General features: G+C 68.4%; 17 protein-coding genes and 1 pseudogene. 9 read left to right on the plus strand and 9 right to left on the minus strand.

Annotated elements, in window-relative coordinates; all coding sequences use genetic code 11:
• The first annotated feature begins 34 nt into the window (after positions 1 to 34).
• The 3 genes from ACZ4TR_RS22485 to ACZ4TR_RS22495 all read left to right on the plus strand — a co-directional run bounded on the left by ACZ4TR_RS22485 (position 35) and on the right by ACZ4TR_RS22495 (position 2504).
• Positions 35 to 832, plus strand: a complete 798-nt coding sequence (locus ACZ4TR_RS22485; protein ID WP_465288836.1) for an SAM-dependent methyltransferase — start codon at positions 35 to 37, stop codon at positions 830 to 832.
• Positions 829 to 1632, plus strand: a complete 804-nt coding sequence (locus ACZ4TR_RS22490) for an SAM-dependent methyltransferase (RefSeq protein ID WP_465288837.1) — start codon at positions 829 to 831, stop codon at positions 1630 to 1632. Before ACZ4TR_RS22485 ends, ACZ4TR_RS22490 begins: the two co-directional genes overlap by 4 nt.
• A gap of 65 nt (positions 1633 to 1697) precedes the next feature.
• A complete protein-coding gene (locus tag ACZ4TR_RS22495) occupies positions 1698 to 2504 on the plus strand; it encodes an SAM-dependent methyltransferase (RefSeq protein WP_465288838.1) in 807 nt (268 codons plus the stop codon).
• Here ACZ4TR_RS22495 and ACZ4TR_RS22500 read toward each other — a convergent pair.
• Together ACZ4TR_RS22500 and ACZ4TR_RS22505 are read right to left on the minus strand one after the other, a co-directional pair.
• A complete protein-coding gene (locus ACZ4TR_RS22500) occupies positions 2501 to 3916 on the minus strand; it encodes an MFS transporter (protein ID WP_465288839.1) in 1416 nt (471 codons plus the stop codon). The genes ACZ4TR_RS22495 and ACZ4TR_RS22500 overlap by 4 nt on opposite strands.
• 86 nt (positions 3917 to 4002) lie before the next feature.
• Entirely contained in the window at positions 4003 to 4461 is a 459-nt protein-coding gene (locus ACZ4TR_RS22505; protein WP_465288840.1) for a DUF3761 domain-containing protein, read from the minus strand.
• A gap of 79 nt (positions 4462 to 4540) precedes the next feature.
• Here ACZ4TR_RS22505 and ACZ4TR_RS22510 point away from each other — a divergent pair, with 79 nt between their 5' ends.
• From ACZ4TR_RS22510 to ACZ4TR_RS22520, 3 genes are all read left to right on the plus strand, one after another.
• Positions 4541 to 5605, plus strand: a complete 1065-nt coding sequence (locus ACZ4TR_RS22510) for a sensor histidine kinase (protein ID WP_465288841.1) — start codon at positions 4541 to 4543, stop codon at positions 5603 to 5605.
• Positions 5606 to 5612: 7 nt separating this feature from the next.
• Positions 5613 to 6281, plus strand: a complete 669-nt coding sequence (locus ACZ4TR_RS22515; protein ID WP_364519312.1) for a response regulator transcription factor — start codon at positions 5613 to 5615, stop codon at positions 6279 to 6281.
• A gap of 113 nt (positions 6282 to 6394) precedes the next feature.
• Positions 6395 to 8446, plus strand: a complete 2052-nt coding sequence (locus ACZ4TR_RS22520) for an MMPL family transporter (protein WP_465288842.1) — start codon at positions 6395 to 6397, stop codon at positions 8444 to 8446.
• Here the strand turns inward: ACZ4TR_RS22520 and ACZ4TR_RS22525 are convergent.
• From ACZ4TR_RS22525 to ACZ4TR_RS22535, 3 genes are all read right to left on the minus strand, one after another.
• Entirely contained in the window at positions 8443 to 10776 is a 2334-nt protein-coding gene (locus tag ACZ4TR_RS22525) for a GH92 family glycosyl hydrolase (RefSeq protein ID WP_465288843.1), read from the minus strand. The genes ACZ4TR_RS22520 and ACZ4TR_RS22525 overlap by 4 nt on opposite strands.
• A gap of 108 nt (positions 10777 to 10884) precedes the next feature.
• Positions 10885 to 13056 carry a 3-hydroxyacyl-CoA dehydrogenase NAD-binding domain-containing protein gene (locus ACZ4TR_RS22530; protein ID WP_465288844.1) on the minus strand — a complete coding sequence of 724 codons (2172 nt, stop codon included), beginning with the start codon at positions 13054 to 13056 and terminating at the stop codon, positions 10885 to 10887.
• An 8-nt stretch (positions 13057 to 13064) separates the two neighbouring features.
• The gene (locus tag ACZ4TR_RS22535) at positions 13065 to 14276 is read right to left on the minus strand and encodes an acetyl-CoA C-acetyltransferase (RefSeq protein WP_465288845.1); all 1212 of its coding nucleotides are present in this window, start codon (positions 14274 to 14276) and stop codon (positions 13065 to 13067) included.
• A 149-nt stretch (positions 14277 to 14425) separates the two neighbouring features.
• Here ACZ4TR_RS22535 and ACZ4TR_RS22540 point away from each other — a divergent pair, with 149 nt between their 5' ends.
• Positions 14426 to 15649 (plus strand): TetR/AcrR family transcriptional regulator, encoded by a 1224-nt coding sequence (locus ACZ4TR_RS22540; RefSeq protein ID WP_465288846.1) that lies wholly within the window; start codon positions 14426 to 14428, stop codon positions 15647 to 15649.
• A 434-nt stretch (positions 15650 to 16083) separates the two neighbouring features.
• Entirely contained in the window at positions 16084 to 17037 is a 954-nt protein-coding gene (locus ACZ4TR_RS22545; protein WP_465288847.1) for an aKG-HExxH-type peptide beta-hydroxylase, read from the plus strand.
• 53 nt (positions 17038 to 17090) lie between these two features.
• Here ACZ4TR_RS22545 and ACZ4TR_RS22550 read toward each other — a convergent pair.
• A pseudogene (locus ACZ4TR_RS22550) lies at positions 17091 to 17588 on the minus strand (VMAP-C domain-containing protein); the annotation flags it as partial.
• The gene (locus ACZ4TR_RS22555; RefSeq protein WP_465288848.1) at positions 17489 to 17821 is read right to left on the minus strand and encodes an effector-associated domain 2-containing protein; all 333 of its coding nucleotides are present in this window, start codon (positions 17819 to 17821) and stop codon (positions 17489 to 17491) included. The pseudogene ACZ4TR_RS22550 and the gene ACZ4TR_RS22555, both read right to left, overlap by 100 nt.
• Positions 17822 to 18606: 785 nt before the next feature.
• Between ACZ4TR_RS22555 and ACZ4TR_RS22560 the strand changes: the two genes are divergently transcribed.
• Positions 18607 to 20373 (plus strand): HEXXH motif domain-containing protein, encoded by a 1767-nt coding sequence (locus ACZ4TR_RS22560; protein ID WP_465288849.1) that lies wholly within the window; start codon positions 18607 to 18609, stop codon positions 20371 to 20373.
• On the opposite strand, the gene fxsT is transcribed toward ACZ4TR_RS22560, so the two are convergent.
• Both fxsT and ACZ4TR_RS22570 read right to left on the minus strand, forming a co-directional pair.
• A complete protein-coding gene (fxsT, locus tag ACZ4TR_RS22565) occupies positions 20370 to 24296 on the minus strand; it encodes an FxSxx-COOH system tetratricopeptide repeat protein (protein WP_465288850.1) in 3927 nt (1308 codons plus the stop codon). The two genes, ACZ4TR_RS22560 and fxsT, sit on opposite strands and share 4 nt — an antisense overlap.
• 9 nt (positions 24297 to 24305) lie before the next feature.
• Positions 24306 to 25739, minus strand: a complete 1434-nt coding sequence (locus ACZ4TR_RS22570) for a VMAP-C domain-containing protein (protein WP_465288851.1) — start codon at positions 25737 to 25739, stop codon at positions 24306 to 24308.
• Positions 25740 to 25760: the final 21 nt, after the last annotated feature.

Raw genomic sequence — 25760 nt, forward strand, 5'->3', positions numbered from 1 at the left:
CCTCGCCGTCACACCTGAGCCCCGGGAGCGGCGGATGAGCGAAGACGAACACGCGAGGCGGGGCATCGACCTCGAAAGACCGAACGCGGCGCGCGTGTACGACTACATGATCGGCGGCCAGCTGAACTACGCCGTCGACCGGATGTTCGCCGACCGGATCCTGAGCGTGCTGCCGAACGCGCGGCACATGGCGCAGGTCAACCGGGCGTGGCTGCGCCGCGCGGCGCGGTTCGCGGCGGAGCAGGGTGTCCGGCAGTTCCTCGACATCGGCTCGGGGATGCCGACGGTCGGGCACGTGCACGAGGTTGTCCAGGCGATCGACCCCACGTCGCAGGTCGTGTACGTCGACAACGAGCCGATCGCGGTCGCGCACAGCGAGATCGTGCTGGAGGGCAACGACAACGCCGCGATGGTCCAGGCCGACGCGGAGAACCCGGACGAGGTGCTGGAGCACTCGACCGTCGAAGCGATGCTCGACTTCAGCGAGCCGGTGATGGTGATCATGGCGGCCTTCGTCCACTTCATCCCGGACGAGCGCGACCCGGCCGGTCTGATCGCCACCTACCGCGACGTTCTCGCGCCGGGCAGCTACCTCGCGCTGTCGTCGGGCACGTGGGAGGGGCAGGGCGAGGAGTCCCAGCGCTCGGTTTCGCTGTACGAGAAGAGCGGCACGCCCCTGACGCTGCGTTCGCCCGACGAGCTGCGGGCGCTGGTCAAGGGCTTCGAGATCCTGCCGCCGGGCGTGGTGTTCACGCCCGAGTGGCGTCCGGACGGGCCGCTCGAGGACCCGCCGGAGCAGGCGGGCGGACTGGCACTCGTGGCACGGCGATGACCGACGAACACGCGAAGCGCGAGATCGACTTCGACAAGCCGAACGCGGCGCGCGTGTACGACTACCTGATCGGCGGCAAGCTCAACTACGCCATCGACCGGATGTTCGCCGAGCAGCTCCTGGCGGTGCGGCCGGAGTCCAAGGAGCTGGCCCTGATGAACCGGCGCTGGCTGCGCCGGGCCGTCCGCTTCGGCGCCGAGCAGGGCATCCGCCAGTTCCTGGACATCGGCTCGGGCATGCCGACCGTCGGGCACGTGCACGAGGTCGTCCAGGCGATCGACCCCGCGTCGCGCGTGGTGTACGTGGACAACGAGCCGGTCGCCGTCGCGCACAGCGAGATCGTTCTCAAGGACAACGAGAACGCCGAGATGGTGCAGGCCGACGCCGAAATCCCGGCGGACGTCCTCGAGCACGAGACCACCGAGATGCTGCTGGACTTCGACCAGCCGGTCATGCTGATCATGGCCGCGTTCGTGCACTTCATCCCGGACGAGCGCGACCCGGCGGGGCTGATCGCGGCCTACCGCGACGCGCTCGCGCCGGGCAGCTACCTGGCGCTGTCGTCGGGCACGTTCGAAGGCCAGGGCGAAGAGGTCCGCCGCGCGGCGGAGATGTACCAGAAGAGCGGCACGAACGTCGTGGCGCGCTCGCGCGACGAACTGCGCGCGCTGCTGGACGGCTTCGAGATCCTGCCGCCGGGGATCGTGTTCACGCCGGAGTGGCGGCCGGACGACCCCGCCGACGTGGGCGAGCACCCGGAGCTGGCGAGCCAGCTCGCCCTGGTGGCGCGCAAGGACTAGCCGGTGAGGCCCCGGCTGCGCAGCGTGTCCGGCTATTCTCGCGTCACACGGATCTTGGAGCGGCCATGAGTGAAGACGAGTACGCGCGGCGCGGTATCGACCTCGACAAGCCGAACCCCGCGCGCGTGTACGACTACATCCTCGGTGGCCGGCTCAACTACGCGGTCGACCGGATGTTCGCCGACCAGGTGCTGGCCGCCCAGCCGAACGCGCGGGAGCGCGCGCAGCTGAACCGGCAGTGGCTGCGCCGGGCCATCCGGTTCGGGATGGACCAGGGCATCCGGCAGTTCCTCGACATCGGCTCGGGCATGCCGACCGTCGGGCACGTCCACGAAGTCGCGCACGCGATCGACCCGACCGCGCGCGTCGTCTACGTCGACAACGAGCCCGTCGCCGTGGCGCACAGCGAGATCGTGCTGGAGGACAACGAGAACGCGGTGATGGTGCACGCCGACGCCGAGTTCCCGGACGACGTCCTCGAGCACGAGACCACCGAGATGATGCTCGACCTCGACCAGCCGGTGATGGTCGTGATGGCGCTGTTCGTGCACTTCATCCCGGACGAGCGCGACCCGGCCCGGCTGGTCGCCGCCTACCGCGACGCGCTCGCGCCCGGCAGCTACCTGGCGCTGTCGTCGGCGACGCCGGAGCAGCAGAGCGACGGCACCGCTCGTGCCGTCGCGATGTACCAGAAGAGCGCGAACCCGGTGACACCTCGCACGGCCGACGAGCTGCGCGCCCTCGTGGACGGCTTCGAGATCCTCGACCCGGGCATCGTCTTCATCCCGCAGTGGCGGCCGGACGACCCGGCCGACGTGCCGGCGAACCCGGCCGAGTGCGGCGGGCTGGCCCTGGTGGCGCGCAAGGACTAACGGACGCCGACCAGCTCCGGCGCCACCGGCTTCTTCGGCACCAGCCCAGCCAGCAGCACGCCCGCCAGCGCGGCGAACGCAGCCACGGCGAACGTCGCGCGGAAGCCGAACAGCGACGGCACGGACAGGCCGCCGACGGTGATCGTCAGCTGGGCCAGCATCGCCGCCATCACCGCGCTCGAAACCGCCGTGCCGACCGACCGCATCAGGGAGTTCAGGCCGTTCGCGGACGCCGTTTCGGTGACCGGGACCGAGCCCATAATCGACGCCGGCATCGCCGCGTACGCGATCCCGACGCCCGCGCCGATGATCACCGACGCCGTGATCAGCTCGGCGGCGTTGTCCATCAGCACGATCGCGAACAGGTACCCGGCGGCGATCACCAGCGCGCCGGTCATCAGCGTCGGGCGCGGGCCGAACCGGGTGATGAGCCGCGCCGAAACCGGCGAGAGCAGCATCATCACGAGACCGTTCGGCGCCAGGGACAGCCCGGACTCCACCATTGTCTGGCCCAGCCCGTACCCGGTCGACGCCGACGCCTGCAGCAACTGCGGGAACGACAGCGCCATGGCGTACATCGAGAACCCGACCATGATCGACGCCAGGTTCGTGAACAGCACCGGTCGGCGGGCGGATACACGCAGGTCGACCAGCGGGTCGCGGCGCCGCAGCTGGTAAGCACCCCAGCCGGTCAGGACGACGACGGCCGCCGCGGCGAACCCCAGCGTCGGCACGCTGGTCCAGCCCCACGTGGCTCCCTTGACCACCGGCAGCAGCAGGCAGACCAGGCCGGCGGCCAGCCCGAGCGCGCCGAAGTAGTCGAACGGCGCGGGGGTCCGCACCGGAGACTCCGGCACGAACCTGACGATCAGCAGCGCGAAGAGCAGCCCGAGCCCGGCGGACATCCAGAAGAGCGCGTGCCAGTCGGCGTTCTCGGCGACGATGGCCGCGACCGGCAGCCCGATCGCGCCGCCCACCCCGAGCGTCGCGCTCATCAGGGAGATCGCGCCGCCGACGCGTTCCGGCGGGAGCTCGTCGCGCATGATGCTGATGCCGAGCGGGATGACGCCCATCGCGCAGCCCTGCAGCCCGCGGCCGATGATGTGGAACGCGAGTTCGCTCGTCGTGGCGGAGACGATCGAACCGGCGATGAGCAGCGCGAGGCTGACGAGGATCATCCGCCGCTTGCCGTAGAGGTCGCCGAGCCGGCCGCTGACCGGCGTGATGACGGCCGCGGCCAGCAGCGTCACGGTGACGACCCAGGACGCGTCGGCCGCCGAGGCGTTCAGCAGCCGCGGGAACACCGGGATGAGCGGCACGACCAGCGTCTGCATGAACGACGCGACCAGTCCGCACGAGGCGAGCACCACGACGATCGCGCGGCCGGACCCTCCGGGTCGGGACACCAGCACACCCCCGGTGTGTAGTTAGTACACATCATGCAACTTCATGCACTGTACCTACGCGCCGGGCGATTTCCGCTCGATTGGTGCTCTCGTCACAGCCAGGTGCGCACGCCTCCGTGGCCGGAGCACGTGCCGGAACGGTGCTGGCTGTAACTGTAGGAGCCGTCCTTGCAGAGGGCGGTCGCTCCGGACGGGTTGTCACTGGGCCGGTGGACGCAGTTGCCGGAAGAGTTCACGTAGTAGTCGGCACCGCACTCGGCCGGCTTCGGCGCGGCCTGCGCGGTGGTTTTCGGCGCCGCCTTGGGCTTGGCGGCGGCCGTCTTCGGTGCGACGGCCTGCGCCTGGGTCGGCGCGGTCGTGACCACCGGCGCTTCGGACGTCGGAGAGGGTGTTCCGGTCGTGACCGGAACGGAATACGCGGGGGTCGAATAGGTCGACGTCGGAGTGTCGAGAACCCCGACGCTCCCGGTGTCCTTCGGCGGCACAGCGCCGGCACCACAGCCCGCGACCAGCAGGCCCGCGGCCAGGATCCACCCCAGGTTTTTTCTCACGACGACTCCTCAGCAATGCCAACCAATGCCGCGAAGTCGCTCGCCCCGGAGCGTTTGTTACGCCGCCTAGACTCGGCGCATGTCCTGGTTGCGGCGATGGGCACCCGAACTCGCGGTCACCACCGCGGTGCTCGCCGGTTCGCTGTTCACCGTCCTGAACGACGGCGTCGAGCCCGCCCATCACGCCGCACTCGGCTGGGTCCTCACCGTGCTCGGCTGCGCCGCGGTCTTCTTCCGCCGGAAGTACCCGCTGAGTGTCGCCGGGTTAACGCTCGTTTGCTGCGCCGTCTACTACCCGCTCACCGATCCCGACGGCCTGATCCTGCTGGCCTTCGCCTACACCCTCTACAACGCCGCCGCGGCCGGACGGATCCGTGGAGCCGCGCTGCTCGTGGTGGCCGCGATGGCGGGCGTCGCCGCCGGGGAGGTCAGCTCACGGAGCGGCCGGCACGTCGACAACTTCGCCTTCTTCCTGATGACCGGCTGGTTCGTCGCGCTCGTCGCCGGGGGTGCCGTCACGCACTACCGCGCCGAGGCCGAGCGCACCAAGGAGGCCGAGGCCCGGGCACGCGCCACCGACGAACGGCTGCGCATCGCCCGCGAGCTGCACGACGTCCTGGGCCACCACCTCGCGCTGATCAACGTCCAGGCCGGCGCCGCGCTGCACCGCCGTGATCCCGGCCAGGCCGAAGAGGCCCTCGGCACCATCAAGGACGCCAGCAAGACCGCGCTCCAGGAGTTGCGCGCGACGCTCGGCATGCTCCGCCAGACCGAGCCCTCGCTCTCGCGGGTCGCGGAACTGGCCGAGTCCGTCGGCGCGTCCGGGCTGACCGTGCGCACCGAGATCGACGGCGTCGCCCGCGACCTGCCGCCGGACGTCGAGCACGCCGCGTTCCGCGTGGTGCAGGAAGCACTGACGAACGTCGCGAAGCACGCCGGCGCGAAGACCGTCGTCGTCCGGCTCGGCTACGGCGCCGACGCGCTGTCCGTGCAGGTCGACGACGACGGGCGCGGTGGCGACGCCCCGCCGGGCACCGGCATCCGCGGCATGGCCGAACGCGCACGGGCGCTCGGCGGCGAGCTGACCGCGGCACCGCGCGAGGGCGGCGGCTACCGGGTACGCGCGCGGCTGCCGGTGCGATGATGAGCCGATGATCCGGGTCCTGCTCGTCGACGACCAGCGGCTGGTGCGCGCCGGCTTCCGGTCCATTTTGGACGGCGAGGACGACATCGACGTCGTCGCCGAAGCCGCCGACGGCCGCGAAGCCCTGCAGGCCGCGCACGACCACCGCCCGGACGTCGTGCTGATGGACATCCGGATGCCGGTGCTCGACGGCCTCGCCGCGACCCGGCACCTCCTCGAAGACCCTTCGCTGAACGGCACGAAGGTCGTCATCCTCACGACATTCGACCTCGACGAAGACGTCTACGGCGCCCTGCGCGCGGGTGCGAGCGGGTTCCTGGTCAAGGACACCGAGCCCGAAGAGCTGATCCACGCCGTGCGCGTGGTCGCCCGCGGCGACGCGCTGCTGGCGCCGTCGATCACCCGGCGGCTGATCTCGGAGTTCGCCGCGCGCGTCACGCGCCCGTCGGCGGCTCCTGCGCTCGACCGGCTCACCGACCGCGAACGCGAAGTGCTTTCCCTGGTCGCGGCGGGCTTGTCGAACGACGAGATCGCGCGCGAGCTCACGCTCAGCCCGGCGACGGCGAAGACACACGTCAGCCGCATCATGACGAAGACCGGCATGCGCGACCGCGCGCAGCTCGTCGTCCTCGCGTACGAGTCCGGCGCGGTGACGCCGCGCTGGCTCACCCCTTAGCCGTACTCCCCCGGGAGTACGGGAAGCGCCCTAAGGGACACCGGCGGGAGCACGTCAAGTGTCCTCCGCTGCGCGACGCGCAGTAGTGCCCTCCCGGCGAATCCTTGTCCCCCATGGACACCATCACTCGCCCCACCGGGGGACGGCTGGCCCGGCTGGCCGGCTGGGCGCAGCACCACCGGTGGCTCGCCGTCGCACTCTGGGCGCTGGTTCTCATCGGCGTCACGTTCACCTCCCGCCTCACCGGCAGCGCGTTCCACGACGACAACTCGCTGCCCGGCACCGAGTCCCAGCAGGTCGTCGACCTCCTGAAGAACACCGCACAGTCCGGCGCGAGCGCGCAGATCGTGTTCAAGGCCGACGACGGCCTCGCGACCGAGCGTGCCGCGGTCGAAAACACTCTGGGAAATGTCCGATTGCAACCGCACGTGCGGTCGGTGACCGGGCCGTTCGAGACGCTGTCGCCCGACGGGCGGATCGGCTACGCGACCGTCACCTTCGACGCGACGTCGGCCGACCTCCCCTACGACGACATCGTGAAGTTCGCCGACACCGCGAGACAGGCCGGCCCGGTCGAAGTGGCTTTGGCCGGCGACCCGATCGAGCGCATCTCGGAAGGCGGTGGTCCCGCGGAAGGCGTCGGCCTGCTCGCCGCGCTGGTCATCCTCGTGTTCCTGTTCCGCTCGCTGCTCGCGGCCGGCCTGCCGGTGCTCACCGCGGTGTTCGCCGTCGGCAGCACCCTGGGCTTGATCACGGTCGTCTCGCACTTCGTCGACATCGCGAGCTACACCGCACCGTTGATGATGCTCGTCGGGTTCGGCGTCGGCGTCGACTACGCGTTGCTGATCTTCTCGCGCTACCGCGGCGAGATCCTCGCCGGCTACGACCGCGACGCGGCCGCGCGCCGGGCGCTCGACACGGCCGGGCGCTCGGTGCTGTTCGCCGGGACGACGGTGATCATCGCGCTGCTCGGCCTGCTCGCACTCGGGCTCGGCGGGCTGCGCGGAGTGGCGCTGGCCGTCGCGCTCACCGTGCTGATGACCATGCTCGCGTCGGTGACGCTGCTGCCCGCGCTGCTGTCGCTGTTCGGCAAGCGCCTCGAACGCGGCATCCGCCGGCACGCCGCACGGCGTGACCACGGCAAGGCGTGGCGACGGCTCGCCGACGGCGTCCAGCGACGTCCGGTGGCGCCGCTCGCGATCGGCCTGGCCGTCCTCATCGGGCTGTCCATCCCGGCCGCGGGGATGCGGCTCGGGTTCGCCGACGCGAGCACCGACCCGCCGGGCTCGACGACGCGGCAGGCGTACGACCTGCTGGCCGAGGGCTTCGGGCCGGGCTTCAGCGGTCCGCTCGCGATTGTCACGGAAGACGGCGACCCCGTCGCGCTGCAGCAGACGCTCGCCGCGACACCCGGAATCGCGCGCGCGTTAACGCCGGTTAACCAGACTGTCCTCGTGTTCCCGACGACGTCACCCCAGGACGCGGCGACGGCCGAGCTGGTGACACGCCTGCGGACCGACGTCCTGCCGGCGCTGCCCGGGCACTACCTGGTCGGCGGTTCGGTCGCGGCCACGACGGACTTCGCCGACGCCGTCGCCGACCGGCTGCCGCTGTTCGTGCTGGTCGTCGTCGGGCTGTCCGCGCTGCTGCTGATGGTCGTCTTCCGGTCGATCCTCATCCCGCTCAAGGCGGCGCTGCTGAACCTGCTGAGCATCGGCGCCTCGCTGGGTGTCATGACGCTGGTGTTCGGCGACGGCTGGTTCGGCGCGCAGCCCGGGCCGATCGAGGCGTTCGTGCCGGTGATGATCTTCGCGATCGTGTTCGGCCTGTCGATGGACTACGAGGTATTCCTGGTGTCGCGCATGCACGAGGAGTGGCGGCGCACCGGCGACGCGCGGCTCGCGGTGCGCGAGGGCCTCGCCTCGACCGGCGGTGTGATCACCGCGGCCGGCGCGATCATGGTGCTGGTGTTCGGCGCGTTCCTGCTCGACCCGTCGCGGATGCTCGCGCAGTTCGGCCTCGGCCTGGCGGTCGCGGTGCTGCTGGACGCGCTGGTGATCCGCTGCCTGCTCGTCCCGGCGATCATGCGGCTGCTCGGGGAACGCGCGTGGTGGCTGCCGCGGTGGCTGGACCGCAAGCTGCCGCACGTCGCGCTGGAGCCCTAAGTCCCCCAGCCGGTCGGCGTCTCGGACAGCCGGACGTCCAGGCTTCCGCCGTGCAGGAACGAGGCGTCGACCTTCCAGTCGCGCTGCGGCTTGGTTCCGCGGCGGACGTCGGCCACGTACTTCCCGCTCCCCGACGTCGTGATCCGGATCGGCGCGCCGCCCGCCGGCCGGATCACCACGCGAGGGAACAGCGGGCTCGACAGCAGCAGCTCTCCCGAGCCCGGCGTCCGCGGGTAGACGCCGAGCGCCGCGAAGACGTACCAGGCGGACATCGTGCCGAGGTCGTCGTTGCCGGGCAGGCCGGACGGCCCGGTCGTGTAGACGGAGTTCACCAGCTGCCGGACGGTTTCCTGCGTCTTCCACGGCTGCCCGAGCTCGTTGTACAGCCACGGCGCGTGGATGCCGGGCTCGTTGGTCGGGTCGTACTTGAGCGGGCCGCCGCCCTTGAGCTGCCAGTTGCCGGCGGCGTCGTGGAAGAAGCCGTCGAGCCGGGTGATGGCGGTGGCTTTGCCGCCCAGCGCGCCGGCGAGGCCGGAGACGTCCTGCGGGACCATCCAGGTGTAGGCGGCCGCGCTGCCCTGCGCGAAGCCGCGGTCGCTCGCCGGGTCGAACGGCGTCACCCAGCTGCCGTCGACGTTGCGGGCCTGCATGTATCCGGTCTCCGGGTTGAATACGTTCAGCCAGTAAGCCCCCCGGGCGCGCAGCTCCGCAGCTTCGCGAGTGCGGCCGAGTTGTTCTGCGAAATGTCCGATTGCCGAGTCGGCGACCGCGTCTTCCAGCGTCTCGGCGGCGCCGCCCCAGCAGTGGCAGACGTCGTTGGGCGCGTAGTGGGACGTCAGGTACTGCGCGAGGTTGGGCCGCTGGCCGACGCACTGGCCGGGGCAGCCGCCGTCCTGCAGGCCTTCGGGCCGCGGGACCGTCGCCTGCCGGTACAGCGAGTCGAACGCGCCGCGGTAGTCGAAGTTGCGGACGCCCATGGCGTAGAAGGTCGCGAGCGTCGCCGCCGACGGGTCGCCGGTCATGACGTGCGTCGCGCCGTTGACGTGCACCCAGCGGTCCCAGACGCCGTCGTTCTGCTTCGCGTAGTTGTAGAGCGACTGCGCGAAGTTCCCGGCGACGCGCGGCTCGAGCAGGGCCAGCAGCTGGATCTGCGCGCGGTACTGGTCCCAGCCGGAGAAGTTGGAGTACTGCGCGTCCTGTCCTCGTTCGACGCGGTGGGGCTTCCCGTCCATGCCCGGGTACTGGCCGTCGACGTCGCTGACGAGGTTGGGCTGCTGCAGGCCGTGGTAGAGCGCGGTGGTGAAGACGACGCGCTGGTTGGCGGTGCCGCCCTGGACGTCGATGCGGCTCAGCTCGGCGTTCCAGGATTGCTTGGTGCGTTGCGCGATGCTGTCCACGGTGGACTTCTTGGGCAGTTCGGCCCGGAGGTTGCGTTCCGCGCCTTCGAGCGAGACGTAGGAGATCGCGATCCGCATGGTCACTTTGCTGCCGGGCGCGAAGGTGACGTAGCCGCCGGAACCGCGTCCGGCGCGGTCCTTGCCCGTCGCGTAGCCCTCGCCGCCGGTCTGGTCGGTGCCGCCGGGCTGCAGCGTCGCGTCCTTCCACGTCCCGGTCCCGGTGACGGGCTGGTCGAACTGCGCCGTGAAGTACAGGCGGTAGTAGGACTTGCGGTTGTTGACGCCGCCGTTCGCGCGGCGGCCGCAGAAGGCGCCGGTGAGCACGGACCCGGTGACCGTGCGGTTCGCCGCGTCGAGGTGGGTCTCGGCGTCCTCGCTGCCGTTGAGGGAGTTCGACGTGCGGAAGAGCAGGCTGGCGGGCTTGCCCGCGGGGTAGGCGAGGGTGCCGATCGCGGTCCGTTCGGTGGCGGCGACGTCGGTGGTGACGCCGTTCTGCAGGCCGAGCCGGTACCGTCCCGGCGTTGCCGCTTCGTCGGCGTGGCTGAAGTTGCTCGCGTAGACCGCGTCGGCGGTGTCGGCGGTCGGCGAGGAGGTGACGTCACCGGCGAACGGCAGGATCGGCACGTCCCCCGCGGCACCGGGGTTGCAGCCGGCGCCGTTAACGTGCGTTAACGCGAAGCCGCGGAGGCGGGTGGCGTCGTACTGGTACCCGTTGGCGGCGCCGGTCGACGTCTGGTCGCCGCGCGTGCTGGTCGGGCTCCAGGAGAGCATCCCGAACGGTGCGGTCGCCCCCGGGTAGGTGTTGCCGTCCCCGGCGGAACCGATCAGCGGATCGACGAAGTCGGCGGGGCTCAGGTCAGCAGCGGCCGACATCGTTGTCAGCGTCGAGGCGAGCAGGGCGGCGGCCAGAGCCACCGTGACGGGACGGCGCATGGGCGGAGATTAACCCGCGTCCGGTGGCTTTTGGGCGAACGGCAGCGGACAAACAGGCGGACACGACGAAGGCCGCCACCGAAGTGACGGCCTCCGACGTTCAAGCCCTTATTCGTAGATCTCGCCCTTGGCGGCCTTTTCCACGAGCGAAGCCGGCGGCTCGAAGTGGTCGCCGTACCGGGCGGCGAGCTCGCGCGACCGGTCGACGAAGCCCTGCAGGCCACCCTCGTACTGGTTGATGTACTGGATGACACCGCCGGTCCACGCCGGGAAGCCGATGCCGAAGATCGAGCCGATGTTGGCGTCCGCCACCGACGTCAGCACGCCTTCGTCGAAGCACTTCACCGTCTCGAGCGCCTCGGCGAACAGCATCCGCTCCTTGAGGTCCTCGAACGGGACCTCGGCCGAGCCGGACTTGAACGCGTCACGCAGGCCCGGCCACAGCCCGGCTCGCTTGCCCTCCGAGTCGTACTCGTAGAAGCCCGCACCGGTGGAACGGCCCTTGCGGTCGAACTCCTCGACCATCCGGTCGATCACGGCCTCGGACGCGTGCGACTTCCACGTGCCACCCGCGGCCTCGACGGCCTCGCGGGTCTCCTTGCGGATCTTGCGCGGCAGCGTCAGCGTCAGCTCGTCCATCAGCTGCAGCGGCGGCGCGGGATAGCCCGCCTGCGCGCCGGCCTGCTCGATCGACGCCGGCTCGACACCCTCGCCCAGCGCGGCGACGGCCTCGTTGATGAACGTGCCGATGACGCGCGAGGTGAAGAAGCCGCGGCTGTCGTTGACGACGATCGGGGTCTTCTTGATCTGCAGCGTGTAGTCGAAGACCTTCGCCAGCGTCGCCGGCGACGTCTTCTCGCCGCAGATGATCTCGACCAGCGGCATCTTGTCCACCGGCGAGAAGAAGTGGATCCCGATGAAGTCCTCGGTCCGCTGCACGCCCTCGGCGAGGGTGGTGATCGGCAGGGTCGAGGTGTTGGAGCCCAGCACCGCGTCGGCGTTGACGACGTTCTCGATCTCGCCGAACACCTTGTGCTTAAGCTCGACGCTCTCGAACACGGCCTCGATCACGAAGTCGACACCCGCGAAGTCGGCCGGGTCGGCGGTCGGCTTGATCTTCGCCAGCAGCGCGTCCGACTTCTCCTGCGTGGTCTTGCCGCGCGAGAGGGCCTTCTGCTCGATCTTGGCCGCGTATCCCTTGCCCTTTTCGGCCGCCTCGAGCGAGACGTCCTTGAGGACGACGTCGATGCCGGCCTTCGCGGACACGTACGCGATCGCGGCGCCCATCATCCCGGCACCCAGCACGCCGACCTTCTTGGCCGTGTACTTCTCGAAGCCGTCCGGCCGCGAACCACCCGAGTTGATGGTCTGCAGGTCGAAGAAGAACGCCTTCGTCATGTTCTTCGAGACCTGGCCGGTGGCGAGGTGGATGAAGTAGCGCGTCTCGATCAGGATCGCGGTGTCGAAGTCGACCTGCGCACCCTCGATCGCGGCGGCCAGGATCGCCCGCGGGGCGGGCATGTTCGCGCCCTTGATCTGCTTGCGCAGGTTCGCCGGGAACGCGGGCAGGTTCGCCGCGAAGCTCGGGTTCGACGGCGTGCCGCCCGGAATCTTGTAGCCCTTGACGTCCCACGGCTGCACGCCGCCCTCGGGGTTCGCCTTGATCCACGCCTTCGCGGCGGGGACGAGCTCCTCGACGGTGCCGACGAGCTCGTGCACCAGGCCGAGCTCGAGCGCCTTGGCCGGACGGTGCCGCTGACCCTGCAGCAGGACGTTCAGCAGCGCGCTCTGGATACCCAGCAATCGGACAGTGCGCACGACACCGCCGCCGCCGGGCAGCAGGCCCAGCGTCACCTCGGGCAGGCCGATCTGGCTGCCCTTGACGTCGGCGGCGATGCGGTGGTGCGTCGCCAGCGCGATCTCCAGGCCACCGCCGAGCGCGGCGCCGTTGATCGCCGCGACGACCGGCTTGCCGAGCTGCTCGATGCGGCGCATCTGGCCCTTCATCAGGCTGCTGCCCTCGGTCAGCTCGACCGCGTTCTCCGGCTTGGCCTGGATGAGGTCGTTCAGGTCGCCGCCGGCGAAGAAGGTCTTCTTCGCGGACGTGATGACGACGCCGGTGATGGAGTCCTTCTCGGCCTCCAGGCGGTCCACGGTGACGCCGAGCGACTCGCGGAAGTCGGCGTTCATGGTGTTCGCCGACTGCTTCGGGTCGTCCAGGGTCAGCGTGACGATGCCGTCTTCGTCCTGCTCCCAGCGGATGGTCTTGCTCTCAGCCATTAGTGTCCTCACACCCGCTCGATGATGGTGGCGACACCCATGCCGCCGCCGATGCACAGGGTCACCAGGGCGCGGCGCGCCTGGCGGCGTTCGAGCTCGTCGACCACGGTGCCGACCAGCATCGCGCCGGTGGCGCCGAGCGGGTGGCCCATGGCGATCGCGCCGCCGTTGACGTTGACCTTCTCCTCGTCGAGGTGCAGGTCCTTGATCCACTTGAGCACGACGGAGGCGAACGCCTCGTTGAGCTCCCACAGGTCGATGTCCTCGGGCTTGAGGCCCGCGGTCTTCAAGACCTTCTCGGTGGCCGGGGTCGGGCCGGTGAGCATGATCGTCGGCTCGGAGCCGATCGACGCGGTCGCCACGATCCGGGCGCGCGGCGTGAGCCCGAAGGTCTTGCCGATCTGCTCGGAGCCGACGAGCACCAGCGCGGCGCCGTCGACGATGCCGGAGGAGTTGCCGCCGGTGTGGACGTGGTTGATCTTCTCGACCGAGTGGTACTTCTGCAGCGCGACGGCGTCGAAGCCGCCCATTTCACCGATCATCGAGAAGGCCGGCTTCAGCTTGCCGAGGCTCTCGACGGTGGACCCGGGACGGCGGTGCTCGTCGTGGTCCAGCACCGTGACGCCGTTGATGTCCTTGACCGGGACGACGGACTTGGCGAAGTAGCCACCGGACCAGGCCGCCTCGGCGCGGTCCTGCGAGCGGACGGCCCAGCGGTCGACGTCCTCGCGGGAGAAGCCCTCGATGGTCGCGATCAGGTCGGCGCCGGTGCCCTGCGGGACGATGTAGTTGTCGTAGGCGGTGGCCGGGTCCATGAACAGCGCGCCGCCGTCGGAGCCCATCGGCACGCGCGACATCGACTCGACGCCACCGGCGATGATCAGGTTGTCCCAGCCGGAACGGATCTTCTGCGCGGCGGTGTTGGTGGCTTCCAGGCCGGAGGCGCAGAAGCGGTTGAGCTGCACGCCCGCGACGGTCTCGGGCAGGCCGGCGTTCAGCGCGGCGGTGCGCGCGATGACCGCGCCCTGCTCGCCGACCGGCGAGACGACGCCGAGTACGACGTCGTCGATCACGGCGGGGTCGAGGTTCGGGTGGCGGACCTTGAGCTCTTCGATCAAGCCGACCACCAGGTCGACCGGCTTGGTGCCGTGCAGGGCACCGCCCTTGTTCTTGCCGCGAGGCGTGCGGATCGCCTCGTAGATGTAGGCCTCGCTACTCACAGAACAACTCCTCGCGAGCGGGTGGGACGTCTTCGTACCGTGGCCGATGATACCGGCCAGTAGCGCTAATGACCATTAACATATCGCCGGACAACCCCATGGTGTCAATGGGTTGCAGGTGTGCCGTCAGCCGCTATCGTTCACTCACGATGACCGACTCCGTACGTGCTGCGCGACCCCGCGACCGCAAGGCCCAGCTGGCCGCGGTGGCGGCGGAGCTGTTCCGCGCCCGCGGCTTCCCGGGGGTCGGCATCAAGGACATAGCGGACGCGGCGGGCGTCACCGGGCCGGCGTTGTACCGCCATTTCGCGGACAAGCAGGCGATCCTGGCGTACGTCGTCCTGAGCGGCTTCGAGGACCTGGAAGCGGCGACGGCTTCGGCACTGTCCGACTCGGTTCCGCCCCTTGACCAGCTTCAATCCCTCCTCGGCCGGCTCGCGACGCAGGCTGTCGAGCGTCGCGAGATCGCGGCGTTGTGGCGCTGGGAGGGTCGTCACCTCCCGAAGGAGGACCAGCGGGAGATCGCCCGCCGGTCGACGCTGGCGCTGACGGCGTGGTCGAAGGTTCTGCTCGTCCAGCGGCCCGACCTTCCGGCCGAGGACGCGGAGCTCCTGTGCTGGGCGGCACTGTCGGTGTTCGGGAGCGTGTCTGTTCACCACACGTCGGTGGCGCGCCGCCGCTTCGCTCAGTTACTGGTCGAACTGGCCCTAGGTGTGCTCAACGCCACACTTCCGTCGCCGTCTTCACCGCAGCCCTCTCCGGCGCTCAGCTTGGGCACACCCTCCCGTCGCGAGCAGGTCCTAGCGGCAGCAACCGCGCTGTTCGCCCAGCGCGGCTACCACGACGTGAGCATGGAGGACATCGGAGCGGCGGCCGGCATCGCGGGCCCGAGCGTCTACCGCCACTTCCCGAGCAAGGCGGCCCTGATGGTGGCGATCGGCCACCGGGCAGCGGACCGCTTGGCGCTGGCGGCGGAGAGTGCCCTGCAGACCACGGACGAGGTCTCGGCACTGCGCCGGCTGGCGGCGTCGTACGTCCACACGATCCTGCACACGCCGGAACTGCTGGTGTCGTTCTCGGCGGACCGCGTGACGATGCCCGATCGCGACAAGGCGGATCTGCTACGAGTGCAACGGGACTACGTCGCGCAGTGGGTGACACTGCTGTCAGCGGTGCGGCCGGAACTGCCCGCACGGGAAGCGAAGATCACGGTCCACGCGGCCCTGACGATCGCGAACGACTTGGCCCGCACCCGCCGCCTGGCTGCACGGCCGAACTTCGAAGCCGAGCTGACAGCGTTGCTGCACACCGCGCTCGCGGTACCGGCGACATTTTCGAACCGCAAGAGTGAAAATTCTCGGATGCACCCCTGAAGCGTCACGTAAACAAGCATGCAATACCGCAATTTACCCGCCCGGATTTGCACTTTGGGGTGACGGCAGCGGAGCATCGGGCGCTCACTGTGCAAGCGGAAGCAGAGGTACTTCTCAAGGACCTCTGCGCGGTAGCCTGCATGTGCCCCCCGCGCGTTGGCCTGCACGAACGGTGCGATAGTTTGCTGCCCCCAGAACGACTCCACTGAGAGGACGTTGCGATGCATTCGCTGGGCAGCAACGGAGACCCGGAGATCTCGTCCGAACTTCTCGATCTTGATTCGATGCCACTATCCGCATTGCGGACACTCGACTCCACCAGGTTTCACCGCTCATTGCGGCATGCTGTCGTGCGGACCGACCACATTCCCGTCACCGCCAGTTCGAGCGGCGGGGCCAAGCGGGTCGATTGACCCGGGGAGAAGGTTCTTCGCGTGCCGAGACCGAGCAACACGCTTCCCGAACCGGCCAACCACACTCTGTCCTGGGTCGTGTTCGACCAACTCTCCCGCGGTGAAGGCGGCGCCGAAGGCGTGCGCGCGCTGCGGGCGGTGGAACGCAGCCGTCGGCTGCTCCTGCTGCGCTGGCTGATCGACGAAGCGGGCAAGTCGCCGGAAACGCCGCTGCCCCCGCCGGAGACAGTGTGGGATCTGCTGTGCCAGGTGGAAGCGGCGTCCCCGGACGCGCTGAACACGGTGCTGGCCCACCCCTACACGGGGCTCTGGGCCGGCTACGCGACCCGGATGTTCCACCAGTACCTGACCCCTTCCCAGCCGCCATGGATGATCATGGGGCACCTCCATGCCCTCGCGGCGGCCGCCGCGATCCGTGCGGGGATCGACTTCGCTCTCGAAGTCCCGGCGTGGCAGGGCAGGGTCGTGCTGCCCTGCCTCGGCCTGGCCAGGCTCACGCACCCGGAAGTGTTTTCGGTCGCTCGGGTGCACAGCGAGCAGGGTGTCGTCCGGATCGCCAACGACCACGCGACGGTGACCCTGCCGGCCGACCGGACCACCGACTCGGCCGGCTGGTCCGGCGTCCGGACGATCACGCTGGGCACCGGCGACACCGTGCTGAATCTGCGGATCGACGACCTCGACCCGTACCGCGGGCTGTTCGAGCCGATCGTTCCCGACCGGCTGAGCACCGAGGCGTTCGAGGCCTGGCGGGACATGCTCGGCCGGGCCTGGCACCTGATCGTCAAGCATTTGCCGGAGTTCACGGCAGCACTACCCGCCGGGCTCGACTCGATCGTCCCGGCGCCCGCGGTCCCGTTCCGGCTGCCCAGCGCGTCGACGGGGGAAGCCTTCGGCAGCGCGCTGATCGCCGAACCCGACGACCCGGCAACGCTGGCCGCCGCCTTGGTCCACGAGTTCCACCACATCCGGTAACCGAGAACCAAGGGCCGCGGGTCTCCGGTTTCGTGCTCTTTGCACCACAGGTGAACCGGCAGGCTCAGCAGCGAGCGCGGCAGTACGAACTCGAGCGCGACTTCGCCCCGGTACTCCGACCACGCCCTTTCCGCCTCCACGACAAGCGCGTCGACGTGGTGTTCGAGCTGTTCGACGGCGACCGTGTCGAGACCGCCGCGCGGGGGCGGCCATTCCGCCGGGTCCTCTTGCCGCCAGTGGGAAACCAGGTGCCGGCCCGGGTCGATCCCGTCCGGCTGGACGACGATCATCAGATGCAGCCGAGTGCCTTCCGGCACGGCGCGCTCCCGTTCCGAGCGCAGTTCGTGCAGGCGCGCTTCGGCCTGCAACCGCCGAGCCTGCGCGGTGTTCCACTCGCGCAGGCGGTCACCGAGCTCAGGGGGGCACTTCGCGGCGACCAGCTCGACGAGCATCAACGACGGCGGCAGACCACTCGGCGGGGTGTTGAAGTCGGAGAGCACGCGGAAGGCCTCCCAGGCGTCCCGCACCTCCAGCGCCGGGCCGGCTCGGGTTCCGGCAACAGGTCCTGCGGCCGCGGCTGGTGCACGAGCTCGCGGATCGCGTCGGATTCTGGGGAGTCCAGACGCATCATCCGGACCGCTCCGGCGAGCGCACTCACCCCGGCGTACGCTTCCGCGCAGGCGTTGACGACTTCGATCAGTTGGTCCCGGCCGGTGAACTGCTCCGGAATGGTCTGCGGGAACCCCAGATTGTCGTGGACCAGGTCCAGGAGCAGCGCACGCACGGGCCGGATCGACGGCAAGCCCGGCGGAGACGAGGACGTTCACGATCGTTTCGCGGACCGCGACTCCGGTACCCGGCCAGGCCCGGCACTCCTGCCCTGGTCTGTACAACTTCTCGCCGGCCGACACGTGCCGACCACCTCCCCGTCGTGCGAGCCCGCGAACGTGAGTTCATCGATCCGGCGCCGCCGAAAAAGGGGCAAAGTAAGACAAGAACCAGCACGGTGGCCGCACCAACCAGTTCGCGATGATCGCCGCCAGAGCCGCGACTTGGGGCGGCCCCCGCCCTATAGCCCGGATGCCGCCAAGCAGGTCAACGACTTCACCGGCAATGGCACATGCACAGGATTATGCACGCGCAAAGGTGAGGCGGACTTGTCGCGGGGCAATGAGACCACGTCGTGCAGTAGGCGACGTTGCTGCACCTGGTAGCGGACTTCACCTGATCGGCCCAACGCGTGCGTCCCTGTCGCAAGGGCGCCGAATGCGGGACAATGCAAAGTGGGCCGACGGGGTCCGTTCTCTCTGCGAGAGGGGAATACTGATGCAGGCACCGCGCTCCGGCGGGGAAGCAGGAGTCGAATCCCAGCTTCTCGACCTCGGCGAGGTGTCGCTGACGCGACTGCGCACTCTCGACGGCACCGATTTACGACAAGCATTACGACACGCGGTCGAACGAGCTTCGTACATTTCGGTGACAGAGAGTAGCAGCGGCGGCGCGAGACGGATCGACTGAAATATGCCTCCCGAACCAGAAAACAACACCTCTACATTAAGCAGACATCACATGTCGTGGTCTGATTTCGACGCAATCGCTCGAGGTCTGAGCGACCCCGCGCCGATCCGAAGGCTCCGCACAGCGGAGAGAAGCCGTCGACTGCTTCTCCTGCGTGCCCTGATCGACAAAACGACCGAATCTCCGGCCATGTTCCGCCCGCTACCTTCCCCCGAATCGGCTTGGGAACTTCTCGCCGAGGCACAGCACATCGCCGCAGGTGCCGTAGAACAAATTCTCGCCCACCCTTACGTCGGCACCTGGGTCGGCTATACGATCCGACTGCTCCGGCAGAATATCTCTGGAACCTGCCCGCTATGGGTTCACGTAGGACACGTCCATTGCCTCGCGGCCGCGGCAGCGATCCAGGCTGGAATATCGTTCGAAATCGAGCTTCCAGCCTGGCATGGATATGTCGCGTTGCCCTCTTTGGGAGTGGCCCGGCTTGATTCTGGTGCGCCATTCTCGGTCGCGGTCGTCCGCTGCCGCGACGGCTTCGCCGAGGTCGATGGCGCAGCCTCGTCGGTGCCGGTCGACGGCGGGGACCCGCGCTGGCATCCGGTGCGAGCGGTCACCCTCCACTCCGGCGAGCGGCACCTGTCCCTGCGCTTGGACGACGTCGATCCGTACCGTGGGCTGCATGCACCTCGTCTGCCGACCCGATTGACCACCGGGGAAGTCGACTCGTGGAGGACCGCTCTGGAGGGCGCCTGGCGCCTCCTCGTCACCCATCTGCCGGCGGTCGCGGAAGCGTTGCCGGAAGGCCTAGAGTCCGTCGTTCCGACCCCAGCAGTCCCGTTCCGCTTGCCGAGCGCATCGACCGGCGAGGCGTTCGGCAGCGCGGTCATCGCCTACTCCGAAGACCACGCGGCGCTGGCCGCGGCACTCGTACACGAGTTCCAGCACATCCGGCTGGGCGGCTTGTTGCACCTGATCCGCCTCCACGAAGATGACGATCGGGAGAGGTTCTACGCTCCATGGCGGGAGGATCCTCGTCCATTGGGCGGCGTGATCCACGGGGTCTACGCTTTCTTCGGCGTCACCGCTTTCTGGCGTGCCCTCAGCCGCGCCCAACCGGAAAACCTTTTGGCCGGGTTCGAATTCGCATTGTGGCGCACGCAGACGTGGCGCACCTTGCAAGCCATTCGAGACGACAGCGCGATGACAACAGCGGGGAGACGATTCCTGACCGGGATCGCGGAGGAACTGGCTCCGTGGCAGACCGAACCCGTAGCCGTCGATTCCTTGCTGTGGGCCGATCGAGCCATCGCCGATCACTACGCGGGTTGGCGCGTCCGCCACTTACGCCCGTATCCCGGCATCGTCGCCGACCTTGCCGACTCGTGGCGCACCGGCATTCCCTGGACAGGGTCACTTCCCCCGGACCCGCCACCGAGCCCCGTTCCGGACGGAAGCTGGCCGGACGCCAGAACGGACCTGATCAGACTGCGGTTCAGCGACGACGGTACCAACGCACTCCAAGTGCATGGACCGTCGGTTCCCGGTGCAACCGCGGCCGACCTGGCCCTCGTCGCGGGCAAGACGGCCGACGCCGTGATCGGATATCGCGCGGAGCTTGCAACCGCTCCCGACAACGCATCGGCTCTGGCAGGGCTCGGTATCGCACTCTCTGCATCGACAACGGGCCCGGCCTCCAGCGCGCTGGTGCACCACCCGGAACTGGTCCGGGCAGTGCACCGCGCGCTTCGGCCGGACACGGCCGCTTCCCCGGAAGCGATCGCCGAGTGGCTCGGCCGGTTCATTCCCAGCCGGCGCTAGAGCGGCATCGGGTCGATGTCGCAGTCCGCCCGAATTCGCCGGGCGGCCGCGAGCGTGCCGGGGTGTGCCTCTCCCAGCTTCTGACGGTATCCCTCCATGACGTCCACGAACAATCCGTCCGCTTCTTCGACCCGCCCCAGCGCACGGAGGTCCAACGAGTAGTTGAGGCGCACCGCCAACGTGGTCGGGTGGTTTCGTCCCAGCACGCGAGTGGCTCGCCCGACGAGTTCGGCGTCCCGGGCGGCAGCCTCTTGGACCCGATCGAGCGCGAACAGGTCACTGGCAACGTTGATGGCACACACGATCGTGTGCGAATGGTCAGAACCCAGACATTCACGCAACAAATCCAACGAAGGTTCGTCTATTTTGAGTGCGTCGGCGGGAGAGTTTCTGAGACGCAGGGTAACACCCAGATCAACGGCCGCGGAAAGCGTGTGCGGATGCTTCTCGCCCAAGCTCTCTTTATAGCGAGCCAACACTTTTTCGCCCAGGTCTTTGGCCTGGTCGAGCAACTGCGCATGCCGCAGGTCGATAGAGTGCCCCAAAGCACAGGCAAGAGCGTTCGGGTGCCGGTTGCCGTACCTCGCCTCGAAGCGTTTATTGGCATCGGATGACAACGAGCGGGCGCGTACGTGGTCGCCGTCCTTGCGACAGGCGACCGACTGCTGGTACTTGCGACGCAACGTCCCGACTCGGTCGTTTCCATAGAACGATTCAGCACGTTTGGCGATCTGCTCCTGTTCGATCCGCGCCCATCGATAGTCACCCAGTTCGCGCCGCGCGATCACCAGCAGCACCTGAGTCCCGATCGTCATCACATTGTCTCGACCCAAGACGCGACTTCGCGCCTCGAAGGTCTTTTCCGCCAGCTCTTTGGCTTCTTTGTATTCACCGGTCAGCAATAGCGATACGACATTGTCGTGGGCTGCGGACAGAGAGGTCGGATCCTCCTCACCAAGCAAGGCGTTGACCTGCGTCAGAACACTTTGAGTAAGCTCTCGCGCCGCGGTGAATTCGCCTCGCGCCTTGAGAATCAGCGCGTACGTGATCTGCGCGTAGAGCGTTTCTTCTCGGCCAGGGCCGATAGCCGCCAAGTAGGCGTCACGCGTCTCCTTGATCGTTTCTTCGGCGTCGGCGTAATTCCCCACCGCCCACTGGAAGAACGCGAGCCGCTCGGCCGCCTCCAGCTCCAGGAGCAGCTCCGCCTCGGGGACCTGCTCCGCGCGCTCCAGCCGTTCGTTCCGGTCGCGCTTCCACTCCCCGACCGCCCCTTCGGCCAGCACCAGCGCCCCCTGGTGGTCTCCCCAGTGGTAAAGGAAGTTGAGCAGGTTCACCACGAGCCTTCGCACCCCGAGGTCAGTGGCTTTGACCAGCTCGGCGTCGTAGATGTGCGGGACTATCTGCTGATACCGCGGCCACGCTCCGGGAGCCGTCGGCTCGTTCGGGTCCAGGTTGGTCAGCAGCTGGTGTGCGGCGCCGCGCATCTCGACTCTGCACTGTTCGCTCATCCGGCTACGCAGTACCAGCTGGACGAGCCGATGCAGGAGCAACGTATCGGTGCGGTGGTCGATCTTGGCGAGTCCGTACCGGTTGATGTCGCGGACGACGCGACCCAGCCGGATCGGGTCGTGGAGGGCAGCGGCGAGCTCCGGTGGCACGTCGACCCGCTGCACCACGGTGAACAGATTGCGGGCGATCGGCTCGGGTGCGAAATACGCGCAGACCTGCAGCAGCTGGTCAGCAGCCGGATTCTTTTCCTTCAGCTCGTCGAGCGACACGTTCCACGCGGCCGCCACCGAGACCTGGTAGTCACGGGGCGCCGGGGTGTCGAGCAGCTCGGCGACCTTGCTGTCGAAGAGCTCCAAGTACTGACCGGGCGGCATGCCCGTCTCGGCCAGCCACGCCGCTGCCTGCTCGACCGCCAGCGGGAGGTCGCCCAGTTTGCTCGAGATCCGGTCGGCGGCGGCGTCGTCGAGCTCGGATCCACGGACGCTGAGCAACTGCTTGCTTTCGGCCCGGTCGAACACCGCCACCTCGAGGGGACGGGCGTCCCCGGTCCAGGTCGGGTTGCGCGAGGTGACCAGGATGTGGCCCGTGACGTTGGGCGGCATTCCGCGCGGAAAGAACTGACGCACCACGTCGGGGTCTTCCGCGGAATCGAAGACCAGCAACCACCGGTTGTGCGGCCGCCCGATTCGGAGTGCCTCAAGTACACCAGGAACAGCGGTGAGCGCGTCTTCGGCTTCCGGCAATTTCAGCCGCTGCGCCAGCTCGGTCAACGACTTGCGAATCTGGGTCTGCCGGGTTGCCTGAACCCACCAGATCATGTCATAATTCTGCTGCTGACGGTAAATGTACTCGACAGCGATCTGCGTTTTGCCGATTCCCCCCATTCCGTGCAGCGCAGCGGGCAAAACTGCAGTAGCGCCAACGCTCAAACTTTTGACCAGTCGGATGAGAAGTTCATCCCTTCCGGTGAAGTTGGCGTTTCGCTGCGGAATCTGCCCCCAGACCGGTGGAGCCTCCCCATCGGGTCTCGGTTTGTGCCGTTGAATCGTCGCCGCATTGGCCTGCGCCAGTGGTTTCTTCCGGCCGATGTCATCGTCGACGCCGTCATCCGGCAACTCGGTCAGACCGCGGGGACCTTCTTCGACGTAGGTCGTACCCTCTCTCATTGGGTCGATCCTAAACTGAATTGCCTTAACCGCATAGGCGGCCCCCGACAGTGCCTCGAGCACCGCTTTTTGCAAGGTGCCTTCATCGACACCGGCATCGGTAAATTCGAGGTCAGGCGCGTCGTCCGGCTCAGCGATGACATCACGCAGCCGCGTCAGCGCCGCGTCGGCGGCCCCGCTGTGGCGGTAGGCAACATCGACAGCCGCAGCGGTCTCCGACCGACGAGCGCCTCCGAGCAAGATCATTCGGACGTCGATCGAGTACCGCCAGTCCGCGAGGTCCCACGGCACACCCGGCGGCGACGACTCCACCAGCCCGCTCGCGAAGAGCTCGACCAGGCGAGCAGGCTCATTCTCCTTGAGGAGATTCTTCTGCACCGCCCGTGCCACACCGAGACTGACCGGAACCGCCGCGAGCAGCGTCGCCAGCCGGAACGTCGACGGCGAAACCACACTGCGGAAGTCGGTCACCCGATCGCGCGCCGTCCGGTTCACACTTTCGGTTGGCGAATATTCAAGAAGGGGCGCAGGTTGGTCATGCGCCAAGAACACCTTGGCGACCAGGTCGCGGCCACCGTCGGCTGTTAGCGTCGACCACCAGTTCAGCCCGCGCCGGGAAAACTCGATAACGGGAATCGGGACCGCCAGATCCGCCAGTTCGTCATATTCGAACGGGTCCACCCAGGCGTCCACCAGCTTTAACCGATAGCGTCGACTCGGCTCCAGTGGTTCGCTTGCGGTCAGTGCCGCCTGGTGCAGTTCGGGACCGTGGAAACTCCACATTCGCGCCGGGAGCAAGTGCAGAATGGCAATCGGCACGGCTATCGCCCAGTCCGCGAGTACGGGCGATATCAGATCGCTCTCCCACTGACTGCCGAGGCCGTCGGTCACCACGAGAACCAGCTGGCGCTTCGGCCGGTCGAGCAGTTTGGCCGGGCGGTGCGCCGGCGAGTCCGGTCCTCCGTCCCGGAGCACCAGCCTGTCGGCGGAACCACCGCCGGCGCGGCCCGCCTTCGTCGTTTCGAGCCGCCACTGGTGGACGGCGTGGAAGACGTTCGCGGATTCGATCGCCGCCACGAAACTCGCCACAGTCGGCTGCCACAGGGACATCGACGGGGTGTCGTCGACGACGACTGCGAGCTCGAGCTCCGGATCTTGCCCGCCGGAACTTCTCCAGGCGACCAGCGGCCGGAGAGCATCGACGAGATCGTGCAGTGTCAGACCGCAAGCATCCGGCGCGCCACTCACCGCAGGCCCCTACGCCGAGTACGCCGACGGGTTGGCCAGGAAGAGCAGCCTGCTCGGGTCGTCCCACATGATCACGAGATCACGGAGAATGTCGAGCTCGTCCGGTCCTTGCCGGTTCCGGGAAACCGCTTGGCGAGAGGCTTGGGTCCGAGCCGGCAGATCGCTCAAGCGGTCGTCGTCCACCAGCCAGGACACCACTTTCTGCAAGGCGTTCGCGCTCGCCGTCGGATGCCAGACGAGCGCCGGGAGGCCGGCACGCAAAGCCGAGAGCAGCTGGTCCCGGCCGGGCACTGCCTCGCTCGACGGCGATCCGGTGAGCACCATCGCCACCCAGTGCTCATCGCTGAGAATGGCGTCGAGCCGGTGTTGCTCCTCGGTGTCTTTCTCCTGACAGAAGTAAACGCGCTCGAGAACGGGCTGTTCCTGGAGTGCGGACCAGCGCAACCGCCAGCGACGGTGCCAGCGGGGGTAAGACATGCGCTCCAGCGAGCGGATCACGATCGGATAGGACAGGTGCAATGGCTGGGGTGCACCGGAACGGATCTCCTCGGACCACAGGTGTACGGGGGTGTTGATCAGCGCCCGAGGCAGCACGAACTCCAGGGCCACGTCGACCGCCCGCCCGGACCATGCCTCTTCCGAAGCCGCGACGAGGGAGTCGACGTGACTCTCCAAGTCACTTCCCCGGACGAGCACGGTTTCCCCGCACGGCGGTGGCCACGTGTCAGGCTCGTCCTGACGCCACGCGCACACCCGATAGCAGCCGGGCTCGATCTGATCCGGACGGATCACGATCACCAGATGCAATCTCTCCCGTTCAGGCCGCGCCTGGTCCATCTCGGTTCGCAGCCGGCGCAAAGCGTCTTCGCGCTGAAGCCTGTGTGCCTGGACGGCAGTCCATTCCCTGAGCCGAAGGCGAGCCACCTCCGGACACCCCGCGGCGACGAGCTCGGCGAAGATCAACGCCGGCGGCAGCTCGCCGGGTGAGGTGTTGAGGTCGGTGAGGTAGAAGAAGGCACTCCACGCGTCGTCGAAGCGCGGCGGCGACTGGGCCGAGTGGCGGGCGGCTCGCTGAACCAGCGACGGAAGCCGCGGCGGGACCAGACCGGCGAGCCAGTCCTTCACCATGACCAGGTCCGATTCGGAAAACAGGTCCTGCACCGGCAGGGCGGCGACGAGCAGCCGAGCTTTGAGGCATTCCGGGCTCCCCGGGCGCATCAGCTCGAGAACCGACACGAGCGCTCCCATGCCTTCATCCACCCGGCTGCAGAACCCGACGATTTCGATCAGCTGGTCACGTGCGGTCAACTGGTCCGAAACGGTCAGGGGCTGCCGGAGCTCCTGCCGAAGCTCGCTCACCATCAGGGAGCGGACCGACCGGTCGTCGGCGAATCCCGCGTCGACGAGCACATCCACCAATGCCTTGTGCGCACCGATCGCCACTTCGGGTCGCCCGAGTCCCGC

This window comes from Amycolatopsis sp. NPDC028719 (genome assembly GCF_055565395.1).

Excerpts from the sequence above, each read along its gene's own strand:
- ACZ4TR_RS22485 (WP_465288836.1), top strand. The coding sequence starts at position 35 with ATGAGCGAAGACGAACACGCGAGGCGGGGCATCGACCTCGAAAGACCG.
- ACZ4TR_RS22490 (WP_465288837.1), top strand. The coding sequence starts at position 829 with ATGACCGACGAACACGCGAAGCGCGAGATCGACTTCGACAAGCCGAAC.
- ACZ4TR_RS22495 (WP_465288838.1), top strand. The coding sequence starts at position 1,698 with ATGAGTGAAGACGAGTACGCGCGGCGCGGTATCGACCTCGACAAGCCG.
- ACZ4TR_RS22510 (WP_465288841.1), top strand. The coding sequence starts at position 4,541 with ATGTCCTGGTTGCGGCGATGGGCACCCGAACTCGCGGTCACCACCGCG.
- ACZ4TR_RS22515 (WP_364519312.1), top strand. The coding sequence starts at position 5,613 with ATGATCCGGGTCCTGCTCGTCGACGACCAGCGGCTGGTGCGCGCCGGC.
- ACZ4TR_RS22520 (WP_465288842.1), top strand. The coding sequence starts at position 6,395 with ATGGACACCATCACTCGCCCCACCGGGGGACGGCTGGCCCGGCTGGCC.
- ACZ4TR_RS22525 (WP_465288843.1), bottom strand. The coding sequence starts at position 10,776 with ATGCGCCGTCCCGTCACGGTGGCTCTGGCCGCCGCCCTGCTCGCCTCG.
- ACZ4TR_RS22530 (WP_465288844.1), bottom strand. The coding sequence starts at position 13,056 with ATGGCTGAGAGCAAGACCATCCGCTGGGAGCAGGACGAAGACGGCATC.
- ACZ4TR_RS22540 (WP_465288846.1), top strand. The coding sequence starts at position 14,426 with ATGACCGACTCCGTACGTGCTGCGCGACCCCGCGACCGCAAGGCCCAG.
- ACZ4TR_RS22560 (WP_465288849.1), top strand. The coding sequence starts at position 18,607 with ATGTCGTGGTCTGATTTCGACGCAATCGCTCGAGGTCTGAGCGACCCC.